22 protein-coding genes are annotated in these 25392 nt (G+C 66.0%); 7 read left to right on the top strand and 15 right to left on the bottom strand.

Going from position 1 to position 25392, the window contains the following annotated elements; genetic code table 11:
* Window positions 1-32 precede the first annotated feature (32 nt).
* A complete protein-coding gene (locus EST26_RS08240) occupies window positions 33-1139 on the top strand; it encodes a D-alanyl-D-alanine carboxypeptidase family protein (protein WP_291066921.1) in 1107 nt (368 codons plus the stop codon).
* Window positions 1140-1185: 46 nt separating this feature from the next.
* Here EST26_RS08240 and EST26_RS08235 read toward each other — a convergent pair whose 3' ends face one another.
* The 4 genes from EST26_RS08235 to EST26_RS08220 all read right to left on the bottom strand — a co-directional run bounded on the left by EST26_RS08235 (window position 1186) and on the right by EST26_RS08220 (window position 4878).
* Window positions 1186-1953, bottom strand: a complete 768-nt coding sequence (locus tag EST26_RS08235; protein WP_291066919.1) for a class II glutamine amidotransferase — start codon at window positions 1951-1953, stop codon at window positions 1186-1188.
* A gap of 32 nt (window positions 1954-1985) precedes the next feature.
* Window positions 1986-2606 (bottom strand): MarC family protein, encoded by a 621-nt coding sequence (locus EST26_RS08230; protein ID WP_291066918.1) that lies wholly within the window; start codon window positions 2604-2606, stop codon window positions 1986-1988.
* A gap of 104 nt (window positions 2607-2710) precedes the next feature.
* Window positions 2711-4108: an aminopeptidase P N-terminal domain-containing protein gene (locus EST26_RS08225; RefSeq protein WP_291066916.1), complete on the bottom strand. Its 1398-nt coding sequence runs from the start codon at window positions 4106-4108 to the stop codon at window positions 2711-2713.
* 65 nt (window positions 4109-4173) lie between these two features.
* On the bottom strand, window positions 4174-4878 hold the full coding sequence (locus EST26_RS08220; protein WP_291067018.1) for a nucleotidyltransferase family protein: 705 nt from the start codon (window positions 4876-4878) through the stop codon (window positions 4174-4176).
* A gap of 151 nt (window positions 4879-5029) precedes the next feature.
* Between EST26_RS08220 and tkt the strand changes: the two genes are divergently transcribed.
* The 4 genes from tkt (at window position 5030) to EST26_RS08200 (ending at window position 10179) form a co-directional block, all read left to right on the top strand.
* The gene (tkt, locus tag EST26_RS08215; protein ID WP_291066914.1) at window positions 5030-7120 is read left to right on the top strand and encodes a transketolase; all 2091 of its coding nucleotides are present in this window, start codon (window positions 5030-5032) and stop codon (window positions 7118-7120) included.
* Between the two features lie 79 nt (window positions 7121-7199).
* Window positions 7200-8198, top strand: coding sequence for a type I glyceraldehyde-3-phosphate dehydrogenase (gene gap / locus EST26_RS08210; RefSeq protein WP_291066913.1), 999 nt, complete (start codon window positions 7200-7202; stop codon window positions 8196-8198).
* Window positions 8199-8260: 62 nt separating this feature from the next.
* A complete protein-coding gene (locus tag EST26_RS08205) occupies window positions 8261-9229 on the top strand; it encodes a S8 family serine peptidase (RefSeq protein ID WP_366474593.1) in 969 nt (322 codons plus the stop codon).
* Window positions 9136-10179, top strand: coding sequence for a S8 family serine peptidase (locus EST26_RS08200; protein WP_366474615.1), 1044 nt, complete (start codon window positions 9136-9138; stop codon window positions 10177-10179). Before EST26_RS08205 ends, EST26_RS08200 begins: the two co-directional genes overlap by 94 nt.
* Window positions 10180-10200: 21 nt before the next feature.
* Here EST26_RS08200 and EST26_RS08195 read toward each other — a convergent pair whose 3' ends face one another.
* Together EST26_RS08195 and EST26_RS08190 are read right to left on the bottom strand one after the other, a co-directional pair.
* A complete protein-coding gene (locus tag EST26_RS08195; protein ID WP_291066909.1) occupies window positions 10201-10941 on the bottom strand; it encodes an SPOR domain-containing protein in 741 nt (246 codons plus the stop codon).
* Window positions 10935-11738 carry a biotin--[acetyl-CoA-carboxylase] ligase gene (locus tag EST26_RS08190; RefSeq protein ID WP_291066907.1) on the bottom strand — a complete coding sequence of 268 codons (804 nt, stop codon included), beginning with the start codon at window positions 11736-11738 and terminating at the stop codon, window positions 10935-10937. Before EST26_RS08190 ends, EST26_RS08195 begins: the two co-directional genes overlap by 7 nt.
* 182 nt (window positions 11739-11920) lie before the next feature.
* On the opposite strand from EST26_RS08190, the gene EST26_RS08185 reads away from it, so the two are divergent.
* Window positions 11921-14926, top strand: coding sequence for a DNA topoisomerase III (locus EST26_RS08185; RefSeq protein WP_291066905.1), 3006 nt, complete (start codon window positions 11921-11923; stop codon window positions 14924-14926).
* Between the two features lie 51 nt (window positions 14927-14977).
* Here EST26_RS08185 and EST26_RS08180 read toward each other — a convergent pair whose 3' ends face one another.
* From EST26_RS08180 to EST26_RS08155, 6 genes are all read right to left on the bottom strand, one after another.
* A complete protein-coding gene (locus EST26_RS08180) occupies window positions 14978-15832 on the bottom strand; it encodes a lysophospholipase (protein ID WP_291066903.1) in 855 nt (284 codons plus the stop codon).
* Between the two features lie 31 nt (window positions 15833-15863).
* On the bottom strand, window positions 15864-17444 hold the full coding sequence (locus EST26_RS08175) for a methyl-accepting chemotaxis protein (protein WP_291066901.1): 1581 nt from the start codon (window positions 17442-17444) through the stop codon (window positions 15864-15866).
* Window positions 17445-17449: 5 nt separating this feature from the next.
* Window positions 17450-17971 carry a chemotaxis protein CheW gene (locus EST26_RS08170; protein WP_291066899.1) on the bottom strand — a complete coding sequence of 174 codons (522 nt, stop codon included), beginning with the start codon at window positions 17969-17971 and terminating at the stop codon, window positions 17450-17452.
* A 24-nt stretch (window positions 17972-17995) separates the two neighbouring features.
* Complete coding sequence (locus tag EST26_RS08165) at window positions 17996-19750, bottom strand: methyl-accepting chemotaxis protein (protein ID WP_291066897.1); 1755 nt, start codon at window positions 19748-19750, stop codon at window positions 17996-17998.
* A 186-nt stretch (window positions 19751-19936) separates the two neighbouring features.
* Window positions 19937-20518 carry a methionine biosynthesis protein MetW gene (gene metW / locus EST26_RS08160; protein WP_291066896.1) on the bottom strand — a complete coding sequence of 194 codons (582 nt, stop codon included), beginning with the start codon at window positions 20516-20518 and terminating at the stop codon, window positions 19937-19939.
* Entirely contained in the window at window positions 20515-21699 is a 1185-nt protein-coding gene (locus EST26_RS08155; RefSeq protein WP_291066894.1) for a homoserine O-acetyltransferase, read from the bottom strand. The genes metW and EST26_RS08155 overlap by 4 nt, the downstream gene beginning before the upstream one ends.
* Window positions 21700-22200: 501 nt before the next feature.
* Between EST26_RS08155 and EST26_RS08150 the strand changes: the two genes are divergently transcribed.
* Window positions 22201-22629 (top strand): RNA-binding protein, encoded by a 429-nt coding sequence (locus tag EST26_RS08150; protein ID WP_291066892.1) that lies wholly within the window; start codon window positions 22201-22203, stop codon window positions 22627-22629.
* Window positions 22630-22701: 72 nt separating this feature from the next.
* Here EST26_RS08150 and EST26_RS08145 read toward each other — a convergent pair whose 3' ends face one another.
* From EST26_RS08145 to EST26_RS08135, 3 genes are read right to left on the bottom strand one after another with little or no spacing between them, the layout of a single operon-like run.
* Window positions 22702-23748, bottom strand: a complete 1047-nt coding sequence (locus tag EST26_RS08145) for an NAD(P)/FAD-dependent oxidoreductase (protein ID WP_291066891.1) — start codon at window positions 23746-23748, stop codon at window positions 22702-22704.
* A 26-nt stretch (window positions 23749-23774) separates the two neighbouring features.
* Entirely contained in the window at window positions 23775-24143 is a 369-nt protein-coding gene (locus EST26_RS08140) for a class I cytochrome c (RefSeq protein WP_291066890.1), read from the bottom strand.
* A 17-nt stretch (window positions 24144-24160) separates the two neighbouring features.
* Window positions 24161-25222, bottom strand: coding sequence for an integron integrase (locus EST26_RS08135; RefSeq protein ID WP_291066888.1), 1062 nt, complete (start codon window positions 25220-25222; stop codon window positions 24161-24163).
* Between the last annotated feature and the right edge of the window lie 170 nt (window positions 25223-25392).

Below are 25392 nucleotides of genomic sequence, written 5' to 3'. Positions count from 1 at the left end.
GCGGCGCGGCGCTTGTGCCTGCTGCGGCCCAAATGCTGCAGCCGCCCGAAGTGGCGGCGCGCGCCTACTGGCTGGTCGACCTCAGCTCAGGGCAGGTGCTGGCAAGCAAAAATCCCGATCTGGCGGTCGATCCCGCCTCACTGACCAAGCTGATGACGGCCTATCTGGTGTTCGATGCCCTCAGGGCGCAGCGCATCAGCCTGACGCAGACCTTGCCGGTGAGTGAGCGCGCCTGGCGCATGCCGGGCTCGCGCATGTTTATCGACCCGCGCATGCAAGTGCCGGTGGAAGACCTCATCAAGGGCATGATCGTGCAGTCGGGCAACGACGCCACCGTGGCGCTGGCCGAGGGCGTGGCGGGCTCGGTCGAGCGCTTTGTCGAGAAGATGAACCAGCAGGCACGCGCGCTCGGCATGAGCGCCAGCAGCTTTCAAAATCCCGAAGGACTCAGCGCACCCGGGCACAGCACAACGGTGCGCGACCTCGCCACGCTTGCGACCCGACTGATGCAGGACTTCCCTCAGTTCATGCATTACTACGCGATCCAGCGCTATCGTTTTCCCGGCACCCCCGAGGCCAATGACAGAAACCGCAATCTGCTGCTGTTTCGCGACCCCAACGTCGACGGCCTGAAAACCGGGCACACCAACGCCGCCGGTTTCTGCCTGGTGGCCACCGCGCGCCGTCAGGTGCCGGCACTGGGCGCTGGCGCGCAGGGCCAGCGGCGCTTGCTCAGCGTGCTGGTGGGTGCTGCGAGTGAAAATGCCCGCGCCAACGAGAGTCAGAAGCTGCTCAACTGGGGTTTTAGCGCGTTCGATGCCGTTCGCCTGTCCGCCCCCGGTGTGCCGCTGGCCACGCCGTCGGTCTGGAAAGGCCGCTCTGCGGTGGTGCGGCTGGGTCATCCGCAAGGTGTGGTGGTGACTGTGCCGGCCGGCGAATCCACTCGTTTGCGCACCGAGATCGTGCGCCCTGATCCGCTGATTGCGCCCTTTGCACGCGGACAGGTAGTGGGCAGCCTGCGCGTGAGCCTGGGCAGCGGCGTGCCGGTGGCCGAAGTGCCGCTGCAAGTGCTCGAAGCCGTACCGGAGAGCGGCGTTTTTGGCCGCGCCTGGGATGCGCTGCGGCTTTGGATTCAGTAGATGCGCTGCCAGTCTACGCCCCGGACGGGTTCGATCTGGGGCCCGATCAATTGGCCAGCGGCAAGCCGTCGACAAACACCTTGAGCTCGTCGGCGGCGAAGCGCTGCCACGGTTCGTCGTGCGTCAGCGGTGCCGTCACGATCACGGCCGCGCGTTCGCCCGGCTGGTTCAATTCGGCAAAATTGACCGTCCAGTCCTGGTCTTTCAGCGTGGCCTGAGCAAACGGGTGTTGACGCACCAGGTAGTGCAACTCGGTGCTGCAATGCGCCCACAGCGCCTCGCCGTTGGAGAGCAGGAAATTGAAGCTGCCAAAGCGCCGCACCTGCGGCAGCAGTTCGCGCAGCGTCAGCGTCAGTTCCGCCACGCTGGGCAGGCTGGCGTGCGACTTTGAGAGTTCTTGCAGCAGCCAGCAAAAGGCGCGCTCGCTGTCGGTGCTGCCGACCGGGTGAAAGTGGCGGTGCAGGTGGGGAAAGTAGTTCTTCAGGTCGCCGTTGTGGGCAAATACCCAGTTGCGGCCCCAGAGTTCGCGCGTGAAAGGATGGGCATTTTCCAGCGCCACCTCGCCCATCGTGGCCTTGCGCACGTGGGCAATGATGTTTTTGCTCTTGAGCGGGTAGCTCTGCAGAAACTGCGCCATCGGCGATTGCGCCGCGCTTTCCTGTTCGACGAACAGCCGCAAGCCGCGCCCTTCAAAGAAAGCGATGCCCCAGCCGTCGGCGTGTTCAGCGGTGTTGCCGCCGCGCTGGCAAAAACCAGTGAAGCTGAACGAGGCGTCGGTCGGTGTGGCGCAATTGAGGCCGAGCAGTTGACACATGGTGGTTGCGCGAAAGCGCCGGGCAATCGGGTTTAGTTGCCTAGCCCGGGGAATAATTGAAGCAGCCCCCTGGCCATGACCTCGACCGCCAGCGCGGCCAGAATCAGCCCCATCAAGCGGGTCATGACGTTGATGCCGGTCTGGCCAAGGGCGCGCGCAATCGGTTGCGCCAGCGTAAAGCACAGTGCCGTAGCGATCGCAATCACCACGCCGTAGCCCAGCAGCGCGGCCTGTTGCCATACGGTTTGCGCCTGGTCAGCGTAAATCACCACGGTCGACATGGTGGCCGGGCCAGTCAGCAGCGGAATGGTCAGGGGCACCACTGCAATCGACGCCCGCGCGCTGGCGTCGTTGACCTCGTCCTGCGTGGTCTTGGCCTCGGCCGGTTGCGCGTTGAGCATGCCCAGCGCCGCGGTCAACAGCAGCATGCCGCCGCCTACTTGGAAGCTGGCCAGCGAAATGCCGAAGAAGGCCAGCACCTGCAAACCAATCAGGGCGCAAATGGCGATCACGGCAAAGGCGCTGCACGAGGCAATCAGCACCGTGCGCTGGCGCTGCTGGCGCGAAAACCCCTGCGTGTAGTGAATGAAAAACGGCACGATCGCCAGCGGGTTGACGATCGCCAGCAAGGTGATCAGGGGCTTCAAGTCCATGGCCGCCATTGTGCTTCATGGCTGCCGCGCGGGTGCAGCGCTTTAACGTGAGAGTCGGGCCGCGACTCACTTATTTTTTGGGGCGCCTTTCAAAGTCATGCCCGTTAGCCGCGCATCAGCGCTTCGATCTCGTCTGCTTGCACCGGCACCGCGCGGCTGATCAGCGTGCAGCCGCTGGCGCTGACGATGGCGTCGTCCTCGATTCGGATGCCGATGTTCCAGAACTCGCGCGGAACGCCCTCGCCCGGGCGCACGTACAGGCCAGGTTCTATCGTCAGCGCCATGCCAGGGTGCAGGATGCGGCTGGGTCGATCCAACACCGTCTCGCCGCTGTGCGGGTCGTTGCGTTCGCTTACCTGGTCGATCTCGGCCGGCTCGACGTAGCTGCCGCAGTCGTGCACGTCCATGCCCAGCCAGTGGCTGGTGCGATGCATGTAGTGGGCGACGTAGTGGCGCTGCGCGATCGCGTCGTCCAGCGTGCCGGAGTGGTTTTTATCCAGCAGGCCCAAATCCAACATGCCTTGCGTCAGCACCTGTAAGCAGGCCTGGTGCGGGTCGCCAAAGCGCGCGCCGGGTCGGATGGCGGCAATGGCGGCTTCCTGGCTGGCCAACACCAGATCGTAGAGCGCGCGCTGCGGGCCGCTGAATCGGCCGTTGGCCGGAAAGGTGCGCGTGATGTCGCTGGCGTAGCCGTCGAGCTCGCAGCCGGCGTCGATCAGCACGAGATCGCCGTCACGAATCAATGCCTGGTCGGCGCGGTAGTGCAGCACGCAAGCGTTGGCGCCGGCGGCGACGATGCTGTTGTAGGCCGGGCTTTGCGCGCCGTGCTGGCGAAATTCATGCAGCAGCTCGGCTTCGAGCTGGTATTCGCGCAGCGGCTGGCCGGCGCGCAGCACGGCGGCGCTGCGCTGCATGGCGCGCACGTGGGCGCGCGCGCTGATGTCGGCTGCGCGCCGCATGATGTCTTGCTCCTGCGGGTCTTTGATCAGCCGCATCTCGTCGAGCAAGACGCACAGGTCGCGCTGGGTGTGCGGGCACAGCGCGCCGGCGCGCGCGCGTGCGCGCACCGTCTGCAGCCAGCCGTCGATCCGCTGCGACAGGCCGGCGTGGGTGGCAAATGGAAACCAGACGCTGCGGCGGTTTTCCAGCAGGCGCGGCAGCCGGGCGTCGAGTTCCGTTACCTCATACGCCTGCTGCACGCCCAGTCGGGCCGGTGCGGCCTGCGGCCCGAGGCGCAGGCCGTCCCAGATTTCACGCTCTGGGTCTTTGGGCTGGCAAAACAGCGTGCTCTGTCCGTCGGCGCTGATCAGCAGCCAGGCGTTGGGCTCGGTGAAACCGGTCAGGTAATAAAAATAGCTGTCGTGCCGATAGGCAAAGTCGCTGTCGCGGTTGCGCGCGCGCTCGGGCGCGGTCGGCACGATGGCGATGCCGTCGGGTCCGAGCTGGGCCGCCACACGGGCGCGGCGTTCGGCGTGGCAGGGGCTGTGCAGGCAGGCGTTCATGGGCTGCATTGTCGGCTTTTTACCCGACTGACAAGCGCTGCGGGTTGTGGGCGCATCGGGCCCTCTCAGGGCGCGGCGTTGAGCTCGGCCAAGCGCTCGGGTGTGCCCACGTCGACCCAGACCCCGGCATGGCGTTCGGCGCTGACTCGCCCGGCCGCCATGGCAGCACGCAGCAACGCGGCCAGCGGCTGCACCACCCCGTGCGGGTTGCCAGGCGCCAGCTCGCACCAGGGCGGCTCGAACAGCGCGCGCCGGTACAGGCCAATGCCGCTGTAGGTGAGTTGTTCAGCGGCCTGAGGCAGGGCGCTGCCGTCGGCGGCCAGGCCAAAGTCGCCGCCCGGGTGTTGCGGCGGGTTGGGCACCAGCCACAGGTGCGCCAGCCGCTCGCTGGCGGCAAAACGCTGCACGCTGGCAGCAGAAAAAACAAAGGTGGGTGCGTAGACGTCGCCTGCCAGCACCCAGAACACCTCATCGAGCCCAGGCAGCGCGCGCGCGATGCCGCCGGCGGTCTCCAGCGCACGGCCAAAGTCGCGCCCCTCGCGTGAAAAGGCGATCTGCAGCTCGGGCCGGGTGTGCTGCCAGGCGCTTAGCTGCTGCTCGATCTGCTCGCCCAGCCAGGCGGTGTTGACCACCAGGCGCGAAAAGCCGCCGCGCGCAAGCGCCTGGATCGACCAGTACAGCAGCGGCTGGCCGCGCACCCGCAGCAGCGGCTTGGGCGTGCTATCGGTCAGCGGGCGCATGCGCTCGCCGCGCCCGGCGGCCAACAGCATGGCTGGCACAGGCTGGGGCAAGGCAGGGTGAGCGTGGAGTTCAGGCACGGCCGCATTATGCAGTCGCCGGGGGTGCGCGCGGGTCGATAAAATTCCAACTTTCGGTGCCTGCGCGACCCGCGTGCCGCCCCCAAGCCAGCCCCCGCACACCATGTCCACGTCCACGTCCACCAGCCACCCCGATCGCACCGCCGCTGTAACGGAACAAACGCAGGCCAACGCGATCCGCGTGCTGGCCATGGACGCGGTGCAGCAGGCCAACTCGGGCCACCCCGGCGCGCCCATGGGCATGGCCGAGATGGCGCTCGCCCTGTGGGGCCGCCACCTGCGCCACAACCCGGCCAATCCGGCCTGGGCCAACCGCGACCGCTTTGTGCTGTCCAACGGCCACGCCTCGATGCTGCTGTACGCGCTGCTGCACTTGAGCGGCTACAAGCTGTCGCTGCAAGAGCTGAAAAACTTTCGTCAACTGGGCAGCAAGACCGCCGGCCACCCCGAGGTCGGCCACACGCCCGGGGTCGAGACCACCACCGGCCCGCTCGGCCAGGGGCTGGCCAACGCGGTCGGCATGGCGCTGGCCGAGAAGCTGCTGGCGGCGCAATTCAACCGCGACGGCCACCCGATCGTCGACCACCACAGCTACGTGTTCCTGGGTGACGGCTGCTTGATGGAGGGCATCAGCCACGAGGCAATTGCGCTGGCCGGGGCCTGGAAGCTGGGCAAGCTGGTGGCGCTGTACGACGACAACGGCATCTCGATCGACGGACAGGTCGCGCCCTGGTTCATCGACGACACGACGCAGCGCTTCGAGGCCTGCGGCTGGCGCGTGCTGCGCGCTGTTGACGGTCACGACGTCGACGCGATTGACCGAGCGCTGCTCGAGGCCAAAAGCAGCGCCGACCGGCCCACCCTGATCGTCTGCAAAACCGCCATCGGCCACGGATCGCCCAACCGCGCCAACAGCGCCAAGGCGCACGGCGAACCGCTGGGCGCGCAAGAAATTCAGCTCACGCGCTTGGCACTGAACTGGCCGCACGCGCCGTTCGTGATCCCCAAAGGCGTGTACGCCGCCTGGGACGCCAAAGCCGCCGGTCAGGCCGCCGAGTCGGACTGGAACCAGCGCTTTGCTGCCTACAAAGCCGCCCATCCCGAGCTGGCGAAAGAATTCAGCCGCCGCATGAAAGGCGATTTGCCGAAAAAATTTGCCCAGGTGGCGGTCGATACGGCAATTGCGGCGCACGAACAGGCGCAGACCGTCGCCAGTCGCAAGGCCAGCCAGATCGCGCTGGAGGCCTTCACCGCCGCGCTGCCCGAGTTGCTGGGCGGCAGCGCCGACCTGAGCGGCTCCAACCTGACCCAAACCGCCAGCACGCCCAGCCTGCGTTTTGACGCGGCCGGCCAGGTGTTGCGCAACGAAGCCGGCGTGGTCGGGCGCCACATCAACTACGGCGTGCGCGAATTCGGCATGGCCGCCGTCATGAACGGCGTCGCGCTGCACGGCGGCTTCATTCCCTACGGCGGCACCTTCCTGACCTTCAGCGACTACAGCCGCAACGCCATTCGCATGGCCGCGCTGATGAAGCAGCGCGTGATCCACGTCTTCACCCACGACAGCATCGGCCTGGGCGAAGACGGCCCGACGCACCAGGCGGTCGAGCACGCCGCCAGCCTGCGCCTGATTCCGAACCTCGACGTCTGGCGTCCGGCCGACACCGCCGAGACGGCGGTGGCCTGGGCGGTGGCGCTGCAAAACAAAAACCAGCCAACGGCGCTGCTGCTGAGCCGACAGAACCTGCCGTACGCGCCCAAATCCGATCTGGGCGACATCAGCCGTGGCGCCTACGTGCTGGCCGAGCCGGACGCGGTGGGGCTGAAGAAAAAGGCCAAGGCGGTCATCATCGCCACCGGCTCCGAGGTTCAATTGGCGCTGCAGGCGCAGCAGTTGCTGGCGGCGCACCAGATTGCCGTGCGCGTGGTCTCCATGCCCAGCAGCACCACCTTTGACCGCCAGGACGGCGCTTACCAAGCCGCCGTGTTGCCAGTCGGTGTGCCGCGCGTGGCGGTGGAAATGGGCCGCAGCGACGGCTGGTGGAAGTACGGCGTGGCCGCCGTGCTGGGCTTGGACTGTTACGGCGAATCGGCCCCGGCGCCGGTGTTGTTGCAGCACTTTGGCTTCACGGCCGACAATCTGGCGCAAATCGTCCAGGCGGTGCTGCAACGCAAGCCCCGGGCGTCGAAGTAAGCCACAGCGGCCCGGCGCACGCCGTGCTGGCCGAGCGAGTGATTTGGTTTTTTATTGACCCTTCAGGAGAACGTTTCACATGAGCATAAAAATCGGTATCAACGGCTTCGGGCGCATCGGTCGCATGGTGTTGCGCGCCGCCGTGGCCAACTTTGAGGACATCGAGGTGGTGGCCATCAACGACTTGCTCGAGCCCGACTACTTGGCCTATATGCTCAAGTACGACAGTGTGCACGGCCGCTTCAAGGGCGAACTGGCGGTCGAAAGCGGGCAACTGGTGGTCAACGGCAAGAAGATCCGTCTGACGCAAGAGCGCGACCCGGCCAAGCTGAATTGGAGCGAGGTCGGCGCCGACGTGGTGATCGAGTCGACCGGTCTGTTTCTGGACCAGGTGACAGCGCAAAAACACCTGGACGCGGGTGCGAAGAAGGTCATTTTGTCGGCCCCGAGCAAGGACGACACGCCGATGTTCGTCTACGGCGTCAACCACGCCGGCTACGCCGGCCAGGCCATCATCAGCAACGCCAGTTGCACCACCAACTGTCTGGCCCCGGTGGCCAAGGTGCTGCACGACCGGTGGGGCATCAAGCGCGGGCTCATGACCACCGTGCACGCGGCCACCGCGACGCAAAAGACGGTCGACGGCCCGAGCAACAAAGACTGGCGCGGCGGGCGCGGCATTCTGGAGAACATCATCCCCAGCAGCACCGGCGCGGCCAAGGCGGTTGGCGTGGTGATTCCCGATCTCAACAAAAAGCTCACCGGCATGAGCTTTCGGGTGCCGACCTCGGACGTTTCGGTGGTCGATCTGACGGTCGAGCTCAACCGGGAGGCCACATACGAGGAGATCTGCGCCGAGATGAAGGCGCAGAGCCAGGGCGCGCTCAAGGGCGTGCTGGGCTACACCGAAGACAAGGTGGTGGCGAGCGATTTTCGCGGCGAGGTCTGCACCAGCGTGTTCGACGCCGACGCCGGCATCGCGCTGGACAAGACCTTTGTGAAAGTCGTGGCCTGGTACGACAACGAATGGGGCTACTCCAACAAGTGTCTGGAGATGGCGCGCGTGGTCTGCGCCTGAAAACGTCCCCGGGCCAGCCGGCGTGATACCCGGCTTGATACTGTTGAGCGGAGATCGATTCCATGAATGCAATCAAACGCAGCGGCTGCTGGCCCGTGCTGGCCGTGCTGGCGCTGATCCTGCCTGGGCTGGTGCTGGCACATGTAGAGCCAGCGCCTGCTGTGGCCCTGGGGCTGATCTTTGGCCTCAAGCCCGCCGCTGACGCGGCTGCGCCGCCTGAGCGGGCGCGTGCCGATGCACCGACCGAACGCGCCCAGGCACAGTGGGAGCGGCAGGCCCGCCGCAGCCACGAGCGGCTCGCGCGCGTGGCGCGCGAAGCCGGCCTGGCCGGGCAGGCGGGCGCGCTGGCCGGCGCTGCGCCCCTGCTGCGCTTTGACCAGCCTTTGTCGGGTGCTGCGCTCGAGCAGGCGCTGCGGCGCGCCCGGCTGCACCCGGAAGTGGCCTGGGTCGAGCCCAACGTCGTGCTGGTGCGCCAGCAAGCCGCGCCGCTGACGCCGAACGACCCGCTGTTTGGCCAGCAGTGGCATTTGCACGCACCCACAGAGGCGCAGCGCGCGGCGCTCGATCTGCCCGCCGCCTGGGCGGCCCACAGCACCGGCAGCCCCGTGGTGGTGGCGGTGGTCGACAGCGGGGTGCGCTTTGACCACCCCGATCTGGCGGCTCGCCTGCTGCCGGGTTACGACCTGGTCAGTGAACTCCACATGGCCAACGACGGCGACGGCCGCGACGACAACGCCAGCGACCCGGGCGACTGGATCACGCGGGACGAAGCGCGCCAGCCGCTGTTTGCTTTTTGTGAACCAAGCTACAGCTCTTGGCACGGCACCTTCATTGCCGGCCAGATCGCCGCCGCCAGCAACAACGGCGTGGCGTGGCGGGTGTCAATTGGGGCGCCCGGGTGTTGCCGGTGCGGGTCGCGGGCAAGTGCGGCGCCACGGTGGCCGATCTGCTCGACGGCCTGCGCTGGGCGGCCGGGCTGCCGGTGGCTGGCGTTCCCCAAAATCCGACCCCGGCTCGCATCATCAGCCTGAGTTTCGGCGGCGATGGTCCGTGCTCGCCGGCCTACCAGGAAACCATAGACGCGGTGACCCAGGCCGGCGCGCTGGTGCTGGTGGCGGCCGGCAACGCCGATGCTCCATTGACCCGCCCGGCCAACTGCCAGCGCGTGCTGACGGTGGCCGCGGTGCGCCGAGACGGCAGCAAGGCCGACTATTCCAGCTTTGGCGCCGGTGTGGCGCTGGCGGCGCCGGGCGGTTCGAACGAGGCGGCCGATCGCTCTTCGCTGCTGCTCTCCACCAGCAACAGCGGCCTCACCAGGCCGCAGCCGCAGGACAACTATTACCGCCACGACATGGGCACCAGTTTTGCCGCCCCGCTGGCGGCCGGTGTGGCCAGCCTGATGCTGAGCGTCAACCCGGCGCTGACACCGTCGCAACTGGTCCAGCGTTTGCAGGCGGGCACCCGGCCGCACACCGTGCAGGCGCATCTGCCGGTGTGCGACCGGCCGGGGGTTGGGGTTTGCAATTGCACCGCCAGCACCTGCGGCGCCGGCCTGCTCGACGCCAAGCTGGCGCTGCAGCAGGCCCGTGCGCCGGCGGCGCTGATTGCGCCGCTGGCTGCTGCGGCGCCCGGCGCCACGCTGACGCTGGACGGCAGCCAAAGCCAGGCCATTGCGGGCTACAGCGTGCAGCGCTTTGAGTGGCAGCAGATTGAGGGCCCGCCGGCGCAGATCGCCGCCGCCGATCAGGCCAGCACCACGGTGCGCCTGGGTGCGGTAGAGGGGGTGCATGTGTTCCAGCTCAGCGTGACCGACAGCGCCGGTCGCATCGGACGCGAGCGCGTGCGGGTGGAGGTGCTGGCGCCACCGGTTCCGCCACCGGTGGCGGGCGGTGGCGGTGGTGGTGCCAGCGGACTGCTGTGGGTGCTGGGCCTGTGGGCTTGGGTGCTGGCGCTGGCTTGGTCGATGCGCCAGCGGCGCTGAACCCGCGCCAGCGGCGCTCAACTATTCGCAGCGCTGTAGCGTTCGACCCGCCAGCGCCGGCCCAAGCGCGGCCACGGCGGCGTGTTGCGCCGCGCTGGCCTGCGGCAGGCGCAGGGTGTAGCTGAGCGTTTCAGTCCGGTACAGCACCACGCGCGCGGTGCGCACGCCCTGGGGCCGCAGATCGCGCAGCGCTTGTTGCGCCGCCGCTTCGCTGGAGAAAGTGCCCAGTGCCAGCCCTGGACGCAGGCCAGCGGTGTTGACGCTGCGAAATTCGACTTGCAGCGCGCGCAACTCGGCTTGCTTGCGTTCGAGCTGTTGTGGGTTGTCAAAGCGCCCCATGTAGACGATCCAGCGCCCACCGCTGCCAGTCGGCGTGAGTTGCCAGCTCGCGCTGGGCAGGTCCAGCAGCGCCAGCGCGGCGCGCAAAGCGTCGGCCTGCGCCGCACTGAAACCGCTGGCCAGCCAGCATGCGCCGGCTGCGCTGGGTGCTGGCGCGCTGGGAGCTGGCGCGTCGGTTTGCGCCGGGTCTGCCAGCGGTGCAACGCTGGGCGTCGCTGCCGCTGGAGCGCCTGGGTCGGTCTGCGCGGTGTCAGGCGCTGGCCCATCGAGCAAGCGCAGCGCCTCGGGCCTGAGCTGCGTGTGCAGCCGCTCGGGCTCGCGTTGCGGCTGCGCGGTCAGTCCGAGCGGGCCCAGATACCCTTGCGACCAGGCGAAATAGCCGGCGTTGGCCAGCAGCAGCAGCGCAATCGCCCACCTCAGCATGGCCGCACGCTCAGGTCGGAATGGTTCACGCTGCGCATGCCGTGCGCGGTCAGCAACTGCAGCGCGCCTTGTTCGTTGACCCCGCAGGCGGTTCCCTGTGTGCCGTCCGAGAGTTGCAGCGGCAGACCGCGCAGCGCGTCGCGCTGGGCAAAACGCAGCGCAAAAGCAGCAAAACCTTGTGACTCGAAGGCCAGCAGGTCGCGCACCAGTGCCGGGGCGACGCGTTCGAGCAACTCGCCCGCGCTAATGCCCACCAGCAGCTCGGACAGCCCGGCCGGCGCTTGCGCCGGCAGGGCGGCAGGAGCGCACGTCAGCGCGGCCAGCGCCGCCGCCGCCGGGCGCGCCAGGTTGAGGCCAACGCCGATCACCGCCACACGCTGGCGCGAACCGGGCGCGGCGCAGGCCGCCGTCTCGACCAGAATGCCGCCCAGTTTGCGCTGCTGCAGCCAGAGGTCATTCGGCCATTTCAGCCGCACCTCGGGGTGCAGGCTGTGCGCCAGGCTCACCCCCACCGCCAGCGACAGGCCAGACCAGTCGGTCGGTGCCAGCGGCAGGGCGAGCGAAAACGTCAGCGATTGTCCGGCCTGGCTGTGCCAGGCTTTGCCCAGGCGCCCGCGCCCGGCGCTTTGCTCCTCGGCCACCAGCAGCACCGGCTCGATCACACCGGCGCGGGCGCGGCGCATCAGCTCGCTGTTGGTCGAGTCGATGCGCCTGAGCACCTCGACCGTCAGCCCCGGCAGACTGCGCGCCAAGGTCTGCCAGAGCGATTCGGCGTGCGACAACAGAGTTTCAGGCATGAACAAATGGGCGCTGCGACAGCCAGCACGACGGGCCAAGCGGCTACGCTTGGGCGCCAGCCGTCAGGCGGGCGAAATTGGGTGGCCGCAGCCGAAAATTTGGTAAGGTTGACCCATGCGGGTGCGTGCGAGCGCGCAGACCCAGGGGCGCGTGCACACGCGCGAGAAAACCGATTGTAGAGATGAAAACTGTAGGTCTGGCGAAAACTCAAGCGCAGGGCAAAACCCTGGTGATTGCCGAGAAGCCCTCCGTGGCTCAGGACATCGTGCGCGCGCTCACTCCGGTGGCGGGCAAGTTCGACAAGCACGACGACCATTTCGAGAACGAGCGCTACGTCGTGACCTCTGCGGTGGGCCACCTGCTGGAGATTGCGGCGCCCGAGGAATTCGACGTCAAACGCGGCAAGTGGAGCTTTGCCCATTTGCCGGTGCTGCCGCCTTACTTCGAGCTCAAACCGATTGACAAGACCAAGTCGCGCCTGTCCGCCGTGGTCAAGCTGGCCAAGCGCAAGGACGTGGGCCAGCTCATCAACGCCTGTGACGCCGGACGCGAGGGCGAGCTGATTTTTCGCCTGATCGAGCAATACGCCGGCGGCATCAAAAGCGGCGCTTATCAAAACCTGGGCAAGCCGGTGCAGCGCCTGTGGCTGCAGTCGATGACACCGGCGGCCATCCGTGACGGTTTCGAGCACTTGCGCAGCGACGCCCAGATGCAGGGTCTGGCCGACGCCGCGCGCAGCCGCTCCGAGGCCGACTGGCTGGTCGGCATCAACGGCACGCGCGCCATGACGGCGTTCAACTCGCGCGACGGGGGCTTCTTTCTCACCACCGTCGGCCGCGTGCAAACGCCCACGCTGTCGATTGTGGTCGAGCGCGAAGAGCAGATTCGCGCCCACCGCAGCCGCGACTACTGGGAAATTCACGCCAGTTTTCTGGCCGAGGCCGGCGCGTACCCGGGCAAATGGTTCGACCCGGCGTTCAAGAAACCGGCTGGCGACGCCGCCGACGCCGAACTGCGCGCCGATCGTCTGTGGAGCCAGCGCGAGGCGCTGGCCATCGTCGAAGCGGTGCGCGGCCAGCCGGCCAGCGTCAGCGAAGAAAGCAAGCCCAGCACGCAGGCCAGCGGCTTGCTGTACGACCTGACCAGCCTGCAGCGCGAGGCGAACGGACGCTTTGGTTTTTCGGCCAAGACCACGCTGCAACTGGCGCAAAGCCTGTACGAACGCCACAAGGCGCTGACCTACCCGCGCACCGATTCGCGCGCCCTGCCCGAGGACTACCTGCCCACCGTCAAGCAGACCTTTGAGATGCTGGCCGCAAGCGGCCTGACGCAACTGGCGCCACACGCGCTGACCGCGCTGAACAAGGGCTACATCCGCCCGAGCAAACGCATTTTCGACAACAGCAAGGTCAGCGACCACTTTGCCATCATCCCCACGCTGCAAGCGCCCAGCGGGCTGTCCGATGCCGAGCAAAAACTCTACGAACTGGTGACGCGCCGTTTCCTGGCGGTGTTCTTTCCCAGCGCCGAGTTCATGTTGACGACGCGTATTTCAAAAGCGCTGAACCAGCATTTCAAGACCGAAGGCAAGGTGCTGGTCAAGCCGGGCTGGATGGCGGTCTACGGCAAGGAAGCGGCCGAAGACGTGGAGGGCGCAAAAGAGGGCGACAAGGGCCAGAGCCTGGTGCCGGTGCGCGCGGGTGAATCGGTTCGCGCCGAGCTGGTCGAGGCCAAGGGCCTCAAGACCAGACCACCGGCGCGCTACTCCGAGGCCACGCTGCTGGGTGCGATGGAAGGCGCGGGCAAGTTGCTCGACGACGACGAACTGCGTCAGGCGATGCAGGACAAAGGTTTGGGCACGCCCGCCACGCGCGCGGCCATCATAGAAGGTTTGCTGAGCGAAAAATACATGCTGCGTGAAGGCCGCGAGATCATCCCCACCGCCAAGGCGTTCCAGCTCGTGACGCTGTTGCGCGGCCTGCAGGTGGAGGAGCTGACCAAACCCGAGCTCACCGGCGCCTGGGAATACAAGCTCGCGCAAATGGAGCAGGGCCGGCTTTCACGCGCCGCTTTTATGGCTGAGATCGCCGCCATGACCGAGCGCATGGTCAAGAAGGCCAAAGAGCACGACCGCGACAGCGTGCCCGGCAACTACGCCACGCTGCACACACCCTGCCCCAACTGCGCCGGCGTGGTGAAAGAAAATTACCGCCGCTACGCCTGCAGCGGCGCCGACGGTCAGAGTGAGGGCTGCGGCTTTTCGTTTGGCAAGTCGCCGGCCGGCCGCACTTTTGAGCCCGATGAGGCCGAGCGTTTGCTGGCGGACAAAAAGATCGGCCCGCTGGAAGGCTTTCGCTCCAAGGCCGGCTGGCCGTTCGTGGCCGAGATCGTGCTCAAGTTCAACGAAGAAGACAAGAACTGGAAGCTCGAATTCGACTTCGGCGACGACAAAAAGAACGAAGCGAGCGGCGAGCGGGTCGACTTCAGCGCCAGCGAGTCGCTCGGCGCCTGCCCCAAATGCAACAGCCCGGTGCACGAGCACGGCGCCAACTACGTGTGCGAAAAATCGCTGCCAAGCGACGCTCAGGCCACACCAAGCTGCGACTTCAAGAGCGGCAAGATCATCCTGCAACAACTGGTCGCGCGCGAGCAGATGAGCAAGCTGCTGCAGACCGGCAAGACCGACCTGCTGGACAAATTCGTCTCTGCGCGCACGCGCCGCGCCTTCAAGGCTTTTTTGGTTTGGGACGCGGCAGCCGGCAAGGTGAACTTCGAGTTCGAGCCGCGCGCCAGCAAATTCCCGCCGCGCAAGCCGACGGGCGCAACAGCGGCCCAGGCCGCAAGCAGCAAGGGGGCAGTGAAAAGCGCCGCCAGCAAGGGCGTCAAAACCGCAGCAGCCAAGCCGGCGCCGGTGAAGAAGGCCGCCGCCAAGCCGACGCCGGGCCGCGGGCTGCAACCCAGCACCGCCTTGGCGGCGGTGATTGGCGCCGAACCGCTGGCGCGCACCGAGGCGATCAAAAAGCTATGGGACTACATCAAGGCCCACAACTTGCAAGACAGCGCTGACAAACGCCGCATCAACGCCGACGCCAAACTCGCGCCCTTGTTTGGCCAGCCGCAGGTGAGTATGTTCGAGCTGGCTGGAATCATCAGCAAGCAGCTCAGTTCAGCCAAGCCTTTAACGTGAGAGTCGGGCCGCGACTCACTTCGCTCCCCTCTCCCGCGTGCGGCAGAGGGGTTAGCGGCGCGGGATCAGTTGATCGAGCCAGACGATGAGCGCGGCATAGACATCTGATGGATCGGTTTCGTTGAAAACTTCGTGATACATCTGCTCGAAGCAATGGCTGCGCACCTGATGACCCGGAGCGGCCGCGGCAAAGGCCCGGCTGCCAGCCGGGCGTACCAGCTCGTCGGCACCGGCGTACAGCAACAAAGTGGGCGTGCGCCAGTTCGGCGCGGCCGCCAGCACGCGTGCACCGGCCCGCTCCATGAAGCGCAGCAGCCGGGCTGACACGCGGCGGTGTACCAGCTCGTCGTTGCGGTAAGCCTCAAACACGGCCGGAGCGTGTGAAATTTTGCTCGGATCGAGTCGACTGGACAGCGTCAGATCGGGGGCCAGTCGGTAGCGCAGACTGAGCATGAATTTTTGCCACGCACCCAGGCCCAGATCCAAGGCGGGTGAGGACAACACCAGTGCGTCGACTGCGCTTGGTTGGCGCTCGACCAGGGCCGCTGCCACCAGGCCGCCCATGCTATGCCCCAGCAGAATCAGCGGACAAGACCAGGGCTGCGACAGTTGCGCCCGCGTCTCGCGCAGTACCTCGCCCAAGTCTTGCAGCAAGATGTTGTCGGCAGCCAGCACGCCGCGTGCTCCGTTGGATTCACCGTGGCCGCGCTGGTCGTAGGCGCGCACGCAAAAACCCCAGTCGTTGAGGCGCTGGGCCAGCGCCACGTAGCGCCCGGCGTGCTCACCCAAGCCATGCACAATCAAGACAACCGCACGCGGTCGCACCCGCAGGGGCAGCGGCCAGTCATACAGCGCCAGCGCAACACCGTCGATGAGGATGAAGGAGTTGTGCGTGCTGTCAGACATATGCGCGTTCGACGGCTGAATGTGCCCGCGCTCAGGTGGCTTGTTCGCTGCCGGGGCCGGGCAGGCGAAACACCCGCACCAGCTCGGCCAGACGGCCGGCCTGATCGCGCAGGCTGGCGGCAGCGGCCGCGCTTTGCTCGACCAGCGCGGCGTTTTGCTGCGTCATCTGATCGAGCTGTGTGACCGCCGTGTTGACCTGTTCAATCTCCTGCGATTGTTCGCGAGCAGCGGTCGTGATGTCGTTGATGAAGGCCGAGACCTGCTTGGCCTTGGTCACGATTTCTCCGATGGTGCTGCCGGCCTGGGCCACCAGTTGCGAGCCGTTCCCCACCTTTTCCATGCTGGCTTCGATCAGGCCCTTGATTTCTTTGGCCGCCTGCGCGCTGCGTTGCGCCAGGTTGCGCACCTCGGTGGCGACGACGGCAAAGCCGCGGCCGTGTTCTCCTGCGCGCGCGGCCTCGACGGCGGCGTTGAGCGCGAGGATATTGGTCTGAAAGGCAATGCTGTCGATCACACCGACGATGTCGCCGATTTTCTGGCTGCTGTGGTTGATTTCGTCCATGGTGCTGACGACCTGTGCGACCACTTGGCCGCCGCGTGCGGCCGTGTCGGCGTTGCTCTGTGCCATTTGCACGGCCTGGTGCGCCGATTCGCTGCTCTGACGCACCGTGCTGGTGAGCTGCGCTAAGCTGGCGGCGGTTTGTTGCAGCCGATGAGCGGTCTGTTCGGTCCGATTCGACAAGTCCTGATTCCCGCTGGCAATTTGCGTGCTGGCGCTGCCCATGCTCTCGGTGCCGTTGCGCACCTCGCCCACGATGTGGGCCAGCGCGGCCTGCATGCCGTCGAGCGCGCGCATCAGGCTGGTCAACTCGTCGCGTCCATCGACCCGCACCGCTTGCGTCAAATCGCCTTGTGCGATGGCCTGGGCCAGACGCTGCGCTTTTTCCAGCGGCCGGCAAATGCTGCGCATATTGATCAGCGTGGTGGGCAGCACCAGCAGCGCGGCCAAGGCCACGGCCAAACCAAACAGCCACCGGGTTTGCTGGCTGATGGCGGCTTCGTTTTGCCTGAGTCGATCTGCCTGCGCCGTCAGCGCGTCTTGCGCCCGCTCGATGTTTGCCCGCAGGGCGTCGAACTGGCTGTGCGCACCGCCCAGCATGCGGTTGGCCACGCTGGCGGTTTCGTAGCCGCTGGCGATGAGTTGGTGCGCCACCGGATGCACGGCGGCGGCGTAAGCGGCCAATTGCTGCTGCATGGCGCGCACCAGGTCGCTGTCTTGCAGCTCGGTGCCGACGAACACCTGTTCGAGTTGACGCTGCGCCGACTCGTGCGCCGTCTGCCAACCGGCCTGGGCGCGCCGCACATCGGCCGGGGTTGCATACGCAATCACCATGTCTTTTTCGAAGCGCCCCAGATCGCCCAGCGCCACTTGCAGGCGCACAAGCGTCACGGCGGCTCCGAAGGCGCGCTCGGAGAACTGCGCACTCATTGCTTGCATGCGCATCAGGCCCCACAGGCCGGCACCACCAATGAGCAGCAGCAGCAGCAAAACCACGCCGACTGCACCCAACATGCGGGTGCGGATGGAAAATTGTCGCATCAGGTATTGCATGGTCGTCAGGCAGTCAGGGCCGGGGCGGCGTCGATCAGCCCCATGTCGGCGCTCGACATCAGCGCCTCGATGTTCATGAGAATGAGCATGCGCTCGCCCACGCTGGCAATGCCGGTGATGAAGCTGGTGTCCACCATGGCGTTGAGCTCAGGCGCGGGTTTGATGTGCTCGGGCGGGATGTGCAGCACGTCCGACACCGAGTCGACCACCGCGCCGATCACGCGCCCGCGCAGGTTGAGCACGATCACGACTGTGAAAGCGTTGTATTCGACCTGCTGGCAACCGAGCTTGAGGCGCAGGTCGACCACCGGAACGATCACCCCGCGCAGGTTGACAACGCCTTTGATGAAGGCCGGCGCATGGGCAATCCGTGTCGGCTCTTCGTAGGAGCGAATTTCCTGCACGCGCAAAATGTCGATGCCGTACTCCTCCGCACCGAGGCAAAAGGTGAGTAGTTCGGTGCGCGCGGTGTTGCTGCTGGTGTTGGCGGCTTGCGCCAACTGGGTCGATCGGCTTGATGCGTTCATTCTGTGTTCCGGAGGGCTTGGGCCTTAAAAACTTTCCCAGTCGTCGGTGCCGCTTCGCTGTGGCGCAGCGGCCGCTGCCGACGTCGGTCGACTCGAGGCCTGATCGCCGCTGACCTTGCGGCCCGCGTGGGCGGGCGCGTAGACGGCTTTGTGCACTGTGCTGCTGCGCCCGCGCGCCGGTGGCGCCGTCGGGTACGTGGCCGGTGCCTGAGCGGCGCTCGCGCCTGCTGCGCCTGGCAGCTTGAACACGCCGACGGTCTGCACCAGTTGCTGCGCCTGTTGACGCAGGCTGGAGGCGGCGCTTGCGCTCTCTTGCACCAGGGCAGCGTTTTGCTGCGTGCTTTGGTCCATCTGAGCCACCGCCTCGCTGACCTGTGCGACCCCGGTATTTTGTTCGGCGCTGGAACTGCTGATTTCACCCACGATATCGGTCACGCGCTGGATCGATTGCACAATCTCCTGCATGGTCGAGCCGGCTTGATTGACCAGTTGGCTGCCCTGTTCGACGCGCTGCACGCTGGCTCCTATGAGCCCTTTGATTTCGCGCGCGGCCTCGGCGCTGCGCTGCGCCAGATGGCGCACTTCAGCGGCCACCACCGCAAATCCCCGGCCCTGCTCGCCCGCCCGCGCGGCCTCGACCGCGGCGTTGAGAGCCAGAATGTTGGTCTGGAACGCAATGCCATCGATGACGCCTATGATGTCGCTGATCTTGCGGCTGCTGGTGTTGATATCGTGCATGGTCTGCACCACCTGCCCGACCACCACGCCACCTTGCACCGCGACGGCGCTGGCGCTGGCGGCGAGCTGGCTGGCCTGGCGCGCATGGTCGGCATTTTGGCGCGCCGTGCAGCCCAGTTGTGTCATGGAGGCAGAGGTTTGTTCCAGCGCGGCGGCTTGCTGTTCGGTGCGCTGAGACAGGTCTGTGTTGCCGCGCTCGATTTGGGCGCTGGCCGCCGCCACCCCTTCGGCGCTGCGGCGCACGTCGACAACCACCGCCGTCAGCGCCGTTTGCATGTCGCGCAGGGCCGCCAGCAGCGGCATGAATTCGTCCTGCGCCCCATCGGCAATCGGGGTGCTCAGGTCGCCGTTGCGCACCCGCTCGGCCACGGCCCGTGCCGCTGCCACGCGCCGGCGCAATAGCGCGGCCACGCGCCAGGAAAGTGCCAGCAGCGCCAGCCCGATCATCAGCGCCAGCAGGGCAAGCAGCTTGGAGGTGTTGCGCATGTCGCGCTGGATCTGGGCCATGTCGGCCGTCAGCCCTTGTGCCTCGATCTGCGCACCCTGCGCCAGCTCGGCCAGCAAGGCGTTGCGCGCCGGCACCAAGGCCTGCACCAGGTGGCCGAAGGCCTCGTCGCGCTGTCCTTGTTCGATCAGTGCGATATTGGCGTCGACCACCCGCCAGAACGCTTCGCTGCGTGGCCTTAGCCGCTCAAAATGCAGCTGGCTCGCACCCGAGTTCAGACGCAATTCATAAGCCTGGAGCAGCTCGCCGACGGTTTGCCGTATCCGCCTGATGTCGGTCAGTGCCTCAGTCATTTCCTGTGGCGTGCGCGCCAGCATGGCGTGGCGCAACTCCCCCCCGGTGCGAGCGATATTGAATTCGATGTCGTCGACCGCACGCAACTGGGGCACGCGCTGCTGTTCGGTGAAGGCCGCTACGCGGGCGGCCTGGTTGAGGTTGACGTACGCCAGCACCGCCAAGGCGGCCAGCCCCAAGGTGATGGCGATGCCAACCGACAGCAGTCGCCCGGCGATGCCAAATACGAAGCTCGATGTCATGCCCGTGGCCCTGGAAAATGATGCCCGACCGCCCCGGCCGCCCCTGCGCGCCAAGACAACGAAGAGAAAACCATTTTCTCTTCCAAGAATATCGGACCGATCAAGGCCGTCTTGAGCGCGAAGTAAGCCGTGTTTTCCAGTCTGATTCAGGAGTTCGTGCCGCCCTTGCTGCGCCGCTGGATTGGTTCAGCGCGACAGGCGAAACACCGCCGTGCTGGCCAGCAGGTTGGGCAGGCGGCGAACTTCACGGCCTTCGTGCAGGCCGAAGCTGTCTTCTATGGTCAGCCCATTGCGCCGCGCCAGCAACTCGAAGTCGGCGTAGGTGCCGACTCGGATGTTGGGCGTGTCGTACCACTGGTAGGGCAGCCGCTTGGTCACCGGCATACGGCCCTGCAGCACGTGCAGCCGGTTGGGCCAGTGGGCGAAGTTGGGAAAGGCGACGATGCCCAGGCGGCCCACGCGCGCGGTCTCGCGCAGCATGATCTGTGCGTTGCGCAGGTGCTGTAGGGTGTCGATTTGCAGCACCACGTCGAAGGCGTCGTCGCCAAACAGGCTCAAACCACCTTCCAGGTTGAGTTGCAGTACGTTGACACCGCGCTTGACGCAGGCCAGCACCTTGGCATCGTCGATCTCGACGCCGTAGCCGCTGCAGCCGCGCTGCTCGCGCAGCAGCGCCAGCAGCGCGCCGTCTCCACAGCCCAGGTCGAGCACGCGCGCGCCGCGCGGCACCAGGCGGGCAATCGAAGCCATGATGGCTTGTTCGCTCATGCCGCCACCTCTTGCGCTACGCTGCGTTGGAAGTAGCACCGCACCAGCTGGTGGTAGCGGGGGTCGTCGAGCAAGAAGGCGTCGTGCCCATGCGGTGCATCGATTTCGGCGTAGCTGACGTTGCGGCCGTTTTCCATCAGCGCCTGTACGATTTCGCGGCTGCGTGCGGGCGAGAAGCGCCAGTCGGTGCTGAAGCTGACGAGCAAAAAACTGGCCTGCGCGCGTGCCAGCGCCGCACGCAGACTGCCGCCGTACGCGCGCGCCGGGTCGAAATAATCCAGCGCGCGTGTGATCAGCAAATAGGTGTTGGCGTCGAAATACGCGCTGAACTTGTCGCCCTGGTGGCGCAGGTAGCTCTCGATCTGGAATTCCACTTCCTGGGTGCAATAGCGGTAGGCGAGTTCGGCGGCACGGGTGCTGTCCTCCCCCGCGCGCGGCTGTAGGCTGCGACCGAATTTTTCATTCATCACGTCATCGCTCAAATACGTGATATGGCCGATCATGCGAGCAATGCGCAGGCCGCGCCGTGGCAGGGTGTGGTGTTTGAGGTAGTGGCCGGCGTGAAAGTCTGGATCGGTCACGATGGCGCGCCGCGCCACCTCGTTGAAAGCGATGTTTTCCGCCGTCAGGTTGGGCGCGCTGGCGATCACCACGGCGTGGCGCACACGATGGGGGTATTGCAGGGTCCAGCTCAAGGCCTGCATGCCGCCCAGGCTGCCGCCCATGACGGCGGCCAGCGTCTGAATGCCCATGGCGTCGAGCAGGCGCGCCTGCGCCTGCACCCAGTCTTCCACCGTGAGCACGGGAAAATCAGCGCCCCAGGGTTGGCCGGTGGCTGGGTTGTGGTGCGTCGGGCCGGTGGAGCCGAAACACGAACCCAGGTTGTTGACGCCGATGACGAAGTAGCGCTCGGTGTCGACCGGTTTGCCAGGCCCGATCATGTTGTTCCACCAGCCTTCGCTGCGCGCCAGCGCTTGACCGCTGGCATCGATCTGACAGCCGGCCACGTGGTGCGAGGCGTTGAGCGCATGGCAGATCAGCACCGCATTGGAGCGCGCGGCGTTGAGCGTGCCGTAGGTTTCCACCACCAACTCGTAGGCGGGCAGCACGGCGCCGCTGCGCAGCGCCAGCGGCTCGGTGAAGCGAAACGTTTGCGGCGTGGCAATCAGGCAGGGGATCACGGCTCTATCTCTGCGGAGCAGCTTCGAATATTCAAAAACCCGGCGCAGCCACGAGCAAGACCGGCAATCACCTCGTTAACGTGAAAGTCGGGCCGCGACTCACTTCGCTCCCCTCTCCCGTATGCGGGAGAGGGGTTGGGGGTGAGGGAGAACGGGCAGGACTTTCATTTGCCGGGGTGGCTTTCAAAGTCATGCCCGTTAGCGGCAGTTCCAAAACGCCCGCAAGCCGGAACCTATCGGCGCCGCAGCAAGTATAGATTGAACCGCCTCGACCACCCAGAGGGATGCGGCTGCGCGGGACGGCAGCGGTCAGAGCGGATGCGGCGCAGCGCTGGTGGTTTTGAAAAAAAATCTCCGATAGTCTGGCTTTGCGCGCATAATGGGCGGGTGAGTGACTTAAGCGCTCGCATGACAAGTGATCGGTCGGTTTCGCGTGCTACAGGTTTGTTTGCTAACGGGGCTGCCTCGCTATTTTTTCCAGTGTTTTGAGGAGTCCCAAGAATGGGCAACAAACTGTACGTCGGCAATCTGCCATACACCGTCCGCGACGAAGATCTGCAGCAGGCTTTCAGCGCCTACGGCGCTGTCAATAGCGCCAAGGTCATGATGGAGCGCGACACCGGCCGCTCCAAAGGTTTTGGCTTTGTCGAAATGGCCAGCGACTCGGAAGCGCAATCCGCAGTCGAAGGCATGAACGGCCAATCGCTGGGTGGGCGCAGCCTGGTGGTCAACGAAGCCCGTCCGATGGAGACTCGCCCACCCCGCAGCGGTGGCTTTGGTGGTGGCGGCGGTGGCGGCGGCTTTGGTGGTGGCGGCGGCCGCAGCGGTGGTGACGGCGGCGGTTTCCGCAGTCCCTACGGCGGCGGCGGCGGTGGTGGTGGTGGCCGTCGTGAAGGCGGCGGCGGTGGTGGTGGTCGCGGCGGTTACTGATCGCTTGACGCCAGCGGCTTCGGCCTGCGTGGCCCTAGCCTGAAAAAAACCCGCAGCATGCTGCGGGTTTTTTTATTCCGACAAACGCAAGCGGGCCCGCTTCAGCCCAGCGTGTCGTTGAGGATGTTGGTCGCCCAGGACATGGCGTAGACCGCTTCGGCCCGGTTGGGTTGAGACGCCGCTCGATCCTGGCACGACCGCCATCACCCTTTGCTCGCGGTTGTAGCGGTACACCGCCGCCACGTGGACGACTTCGTTGTGCGAGATAAAGCTGTAGCAGGTGTTGGCAATGATGGGATCGGACGGCACCGCCTGGCCCAGGGTCAGGGCCGCAATGGCGCCGGCGCAGACCTTGCCTTGCTGGTTCGCCATGTGGCCCGATTTGGGCCGGCCGGCGCTGGAGATCGAGTCGCCCAGCACGTACACGCCCTTGGCGGCGGTTGATTCATAGCTCAGGAAATCGACCCCGCACCAGCGCTGGTCGACGTTGGCCAAGCCGCTGGCGCGGGCGATCTGGCCGGCGCGCTGCGGCGGTATCACGTTCATGACCTGGGCGCTGACCTTGCCTTGCAGATCGAATTCCAGCGTGCCGGCCACGCTGTCGACCGCCTTCAGCTCGGCGTTGGGCACGTACTCGATCAGCTTGCTGTAGCGACTGGCCCAGACCGATTCAAACAAGCCTTTTTTGGCCTGAATTTCCGGGTTGGCGTCGAACACCAGCAGCTTGGCGCGCGGTTTGCGCGTGCTGAGGTAGTCAGCGATCAGGCTGGCGCGTTCATACGGTCCGGGCGGACATCTGAACGGTACTTTGGGGATGCTGATGGCGACCACGCCCTGGTCGGGCAGGGCGCGCAGCATGTTGCGCAACTGCTCGGTTTGCGGGCCGGCTTTCCATGCGTGCGGTACGGCGGCCTGCTGCGCCGCCGTGCCCAGGCCCTCGATGCCGTCGGCGCGCGCGCGCACCCAGTGCAGGCGGTTGTTGCTGACAAGGCGGGCGTAGGAGCGTGTGATGTCGCGCAGGTGCAAGCCTCCGTGCAGCACCCGGTTGCTCAGCGGGCACATGACGAATGCGCTGGCCGGCTCGACCACCGTGATCTGCAAGGCCGGGCTGGAGCACAAGACGTCGCTGGATCATGATGGCGCTTTTATTTGATGCGGGAGAAGTATTCGGCAATCAGCCGCAGTTCCTGCTCGCTGTAGCCTTTGGCGTGGCGGTGCATGATGGTGGCGCTGCGAGTGCCTTTTTGAAAGGCCAGCATCTTGTCCAGATGCTCCTGGGCCGGCATGCCGGCGATTCTCAAGCCGGTGCCTTCGGCGCGCCCGTCTGGTCCGTGGCAGGCCATGCAACTGGCGGCCCAGACCTGCACCTGCAGGGCAGACGGGGCGGGGGGCGTGGTTTGCGCGGTTTGCGCCATGCTGCTCAGGGGCAGCAGCATGGCCAAGCCGAGCAGCCCGGCAAGGCGGGCGAGGCGGCGCGGCCGGCGCACGGCCTCGGGCTGGGGAGTCGATTTCATGCAAAACTTCCAGTCGCTCAAATGAGGGAGTGGTGTGCGTTGTGCAACCCTGCGCCGTCCGTCGCGACCAATTGCGGTTCTGAGGTGACGACAAACACGTCAGAGTGCCCCAGCAGTTCTTGCACCGTGCGGATGTCGGTGCCCGCCTGCAGCAGGTGCGTGGCGAACGAGTGGCGCAGGGTGTGGACCGACACATGTTTGGCAATGCCCGCCTGCAGAACCGCCTTTTTCAGTTGCCGGTTCAGCCGTTCCTCAAACAGGTGGTGGCGGCGCTCGATGCCCGTCTGCGGATCGACCGACAGCTTGTGCGACGGGAAGACCCAGAACCACGCCCAGCTCTCGCCCGCCCGAGGGTACTTGCGCTCCAGCGCATGCGGCAAAAACACGCCGCTGTGTCCGCTCGCCCGATCCTGACCCCAGACCGCCCGCGCGTGGGCCAGCTGCGCCTGCAACCGAGCGATCAACGCCTTGGGCAACATCACCACCCGGTCCTTGTCGCCCTTGCCGCTGCGCACCACGATGGCATGGCGGTCAAAGTCCACATCCTTGACGCGCAGGCCCAGCGCCTCGCGCAGACGCAACCCGCTGCCATACAGCAGGGCCGCTAGCAGCCCTTCGGTGCCCGTCATGAGGCCGAACACCGACTGAACCTCATGCGCCGTCAGCACCACCGGGATGCGCTTGCGCTCCGGCGGCCGGCCAATCTGCTGCATCCACGGCAACTCCATGCCCAGCACCTGTCGGTACAAAAACAGCAACGCGTTGAGCGCCTGCCGGTGGGTGGCCGGCGCGACCTGCTTTTCGGTGGCGAGCATGGTCAGAAAAGCTTCAACTTCCGCCTGCCCCATCTCGCGCGGGTGCCGGAAACCGCCACCGCTGCGTGCCGTCCACAACACAAACGCCTTCGCCCAGTAGACGTAAACCTTCTCGGTCTGTATGCTGTAGTGCAGGTAGCGAACCCGTTCGCGCACCTGATCCAGCAGCCGGGCGGACCTTGGAGGGACCCAGTCGGGTTTATCGGATCTGTTAAACCTGTTCATGCATCCAGTATGATGCGTTACAGGTTTGATTTCAAACACATTTTTGGGATGCTAGGCGACTTTGTTTAACGGCAGCGATTGTGGGTATCCGGCGTTTTGCCGTTTAAATCAAAGTTGAACTAAACCGCTGACGCGGTGGCTGGTGCGCAAGCATGGCCACCGCGTTTTGCATGATGCAGGGCTTGCAAAAGATGGTGTTTGGCGCAGCC

The organism is Hydrogenophaga sp. (assembly GCF_014773545.1).
Taxonomy (GTDB): domain Bacteria; phylum Pseudomonadota; class Gammaproteobacteria; order Burkholderiales; family Burkholderiaceae_C; genus Hydrogenophaga.
The sequence above is the reverse complement of the archived record's forward strand: the minus strand, read 5'-3'. Positions and strand labels throughout refer to the sequence as shown.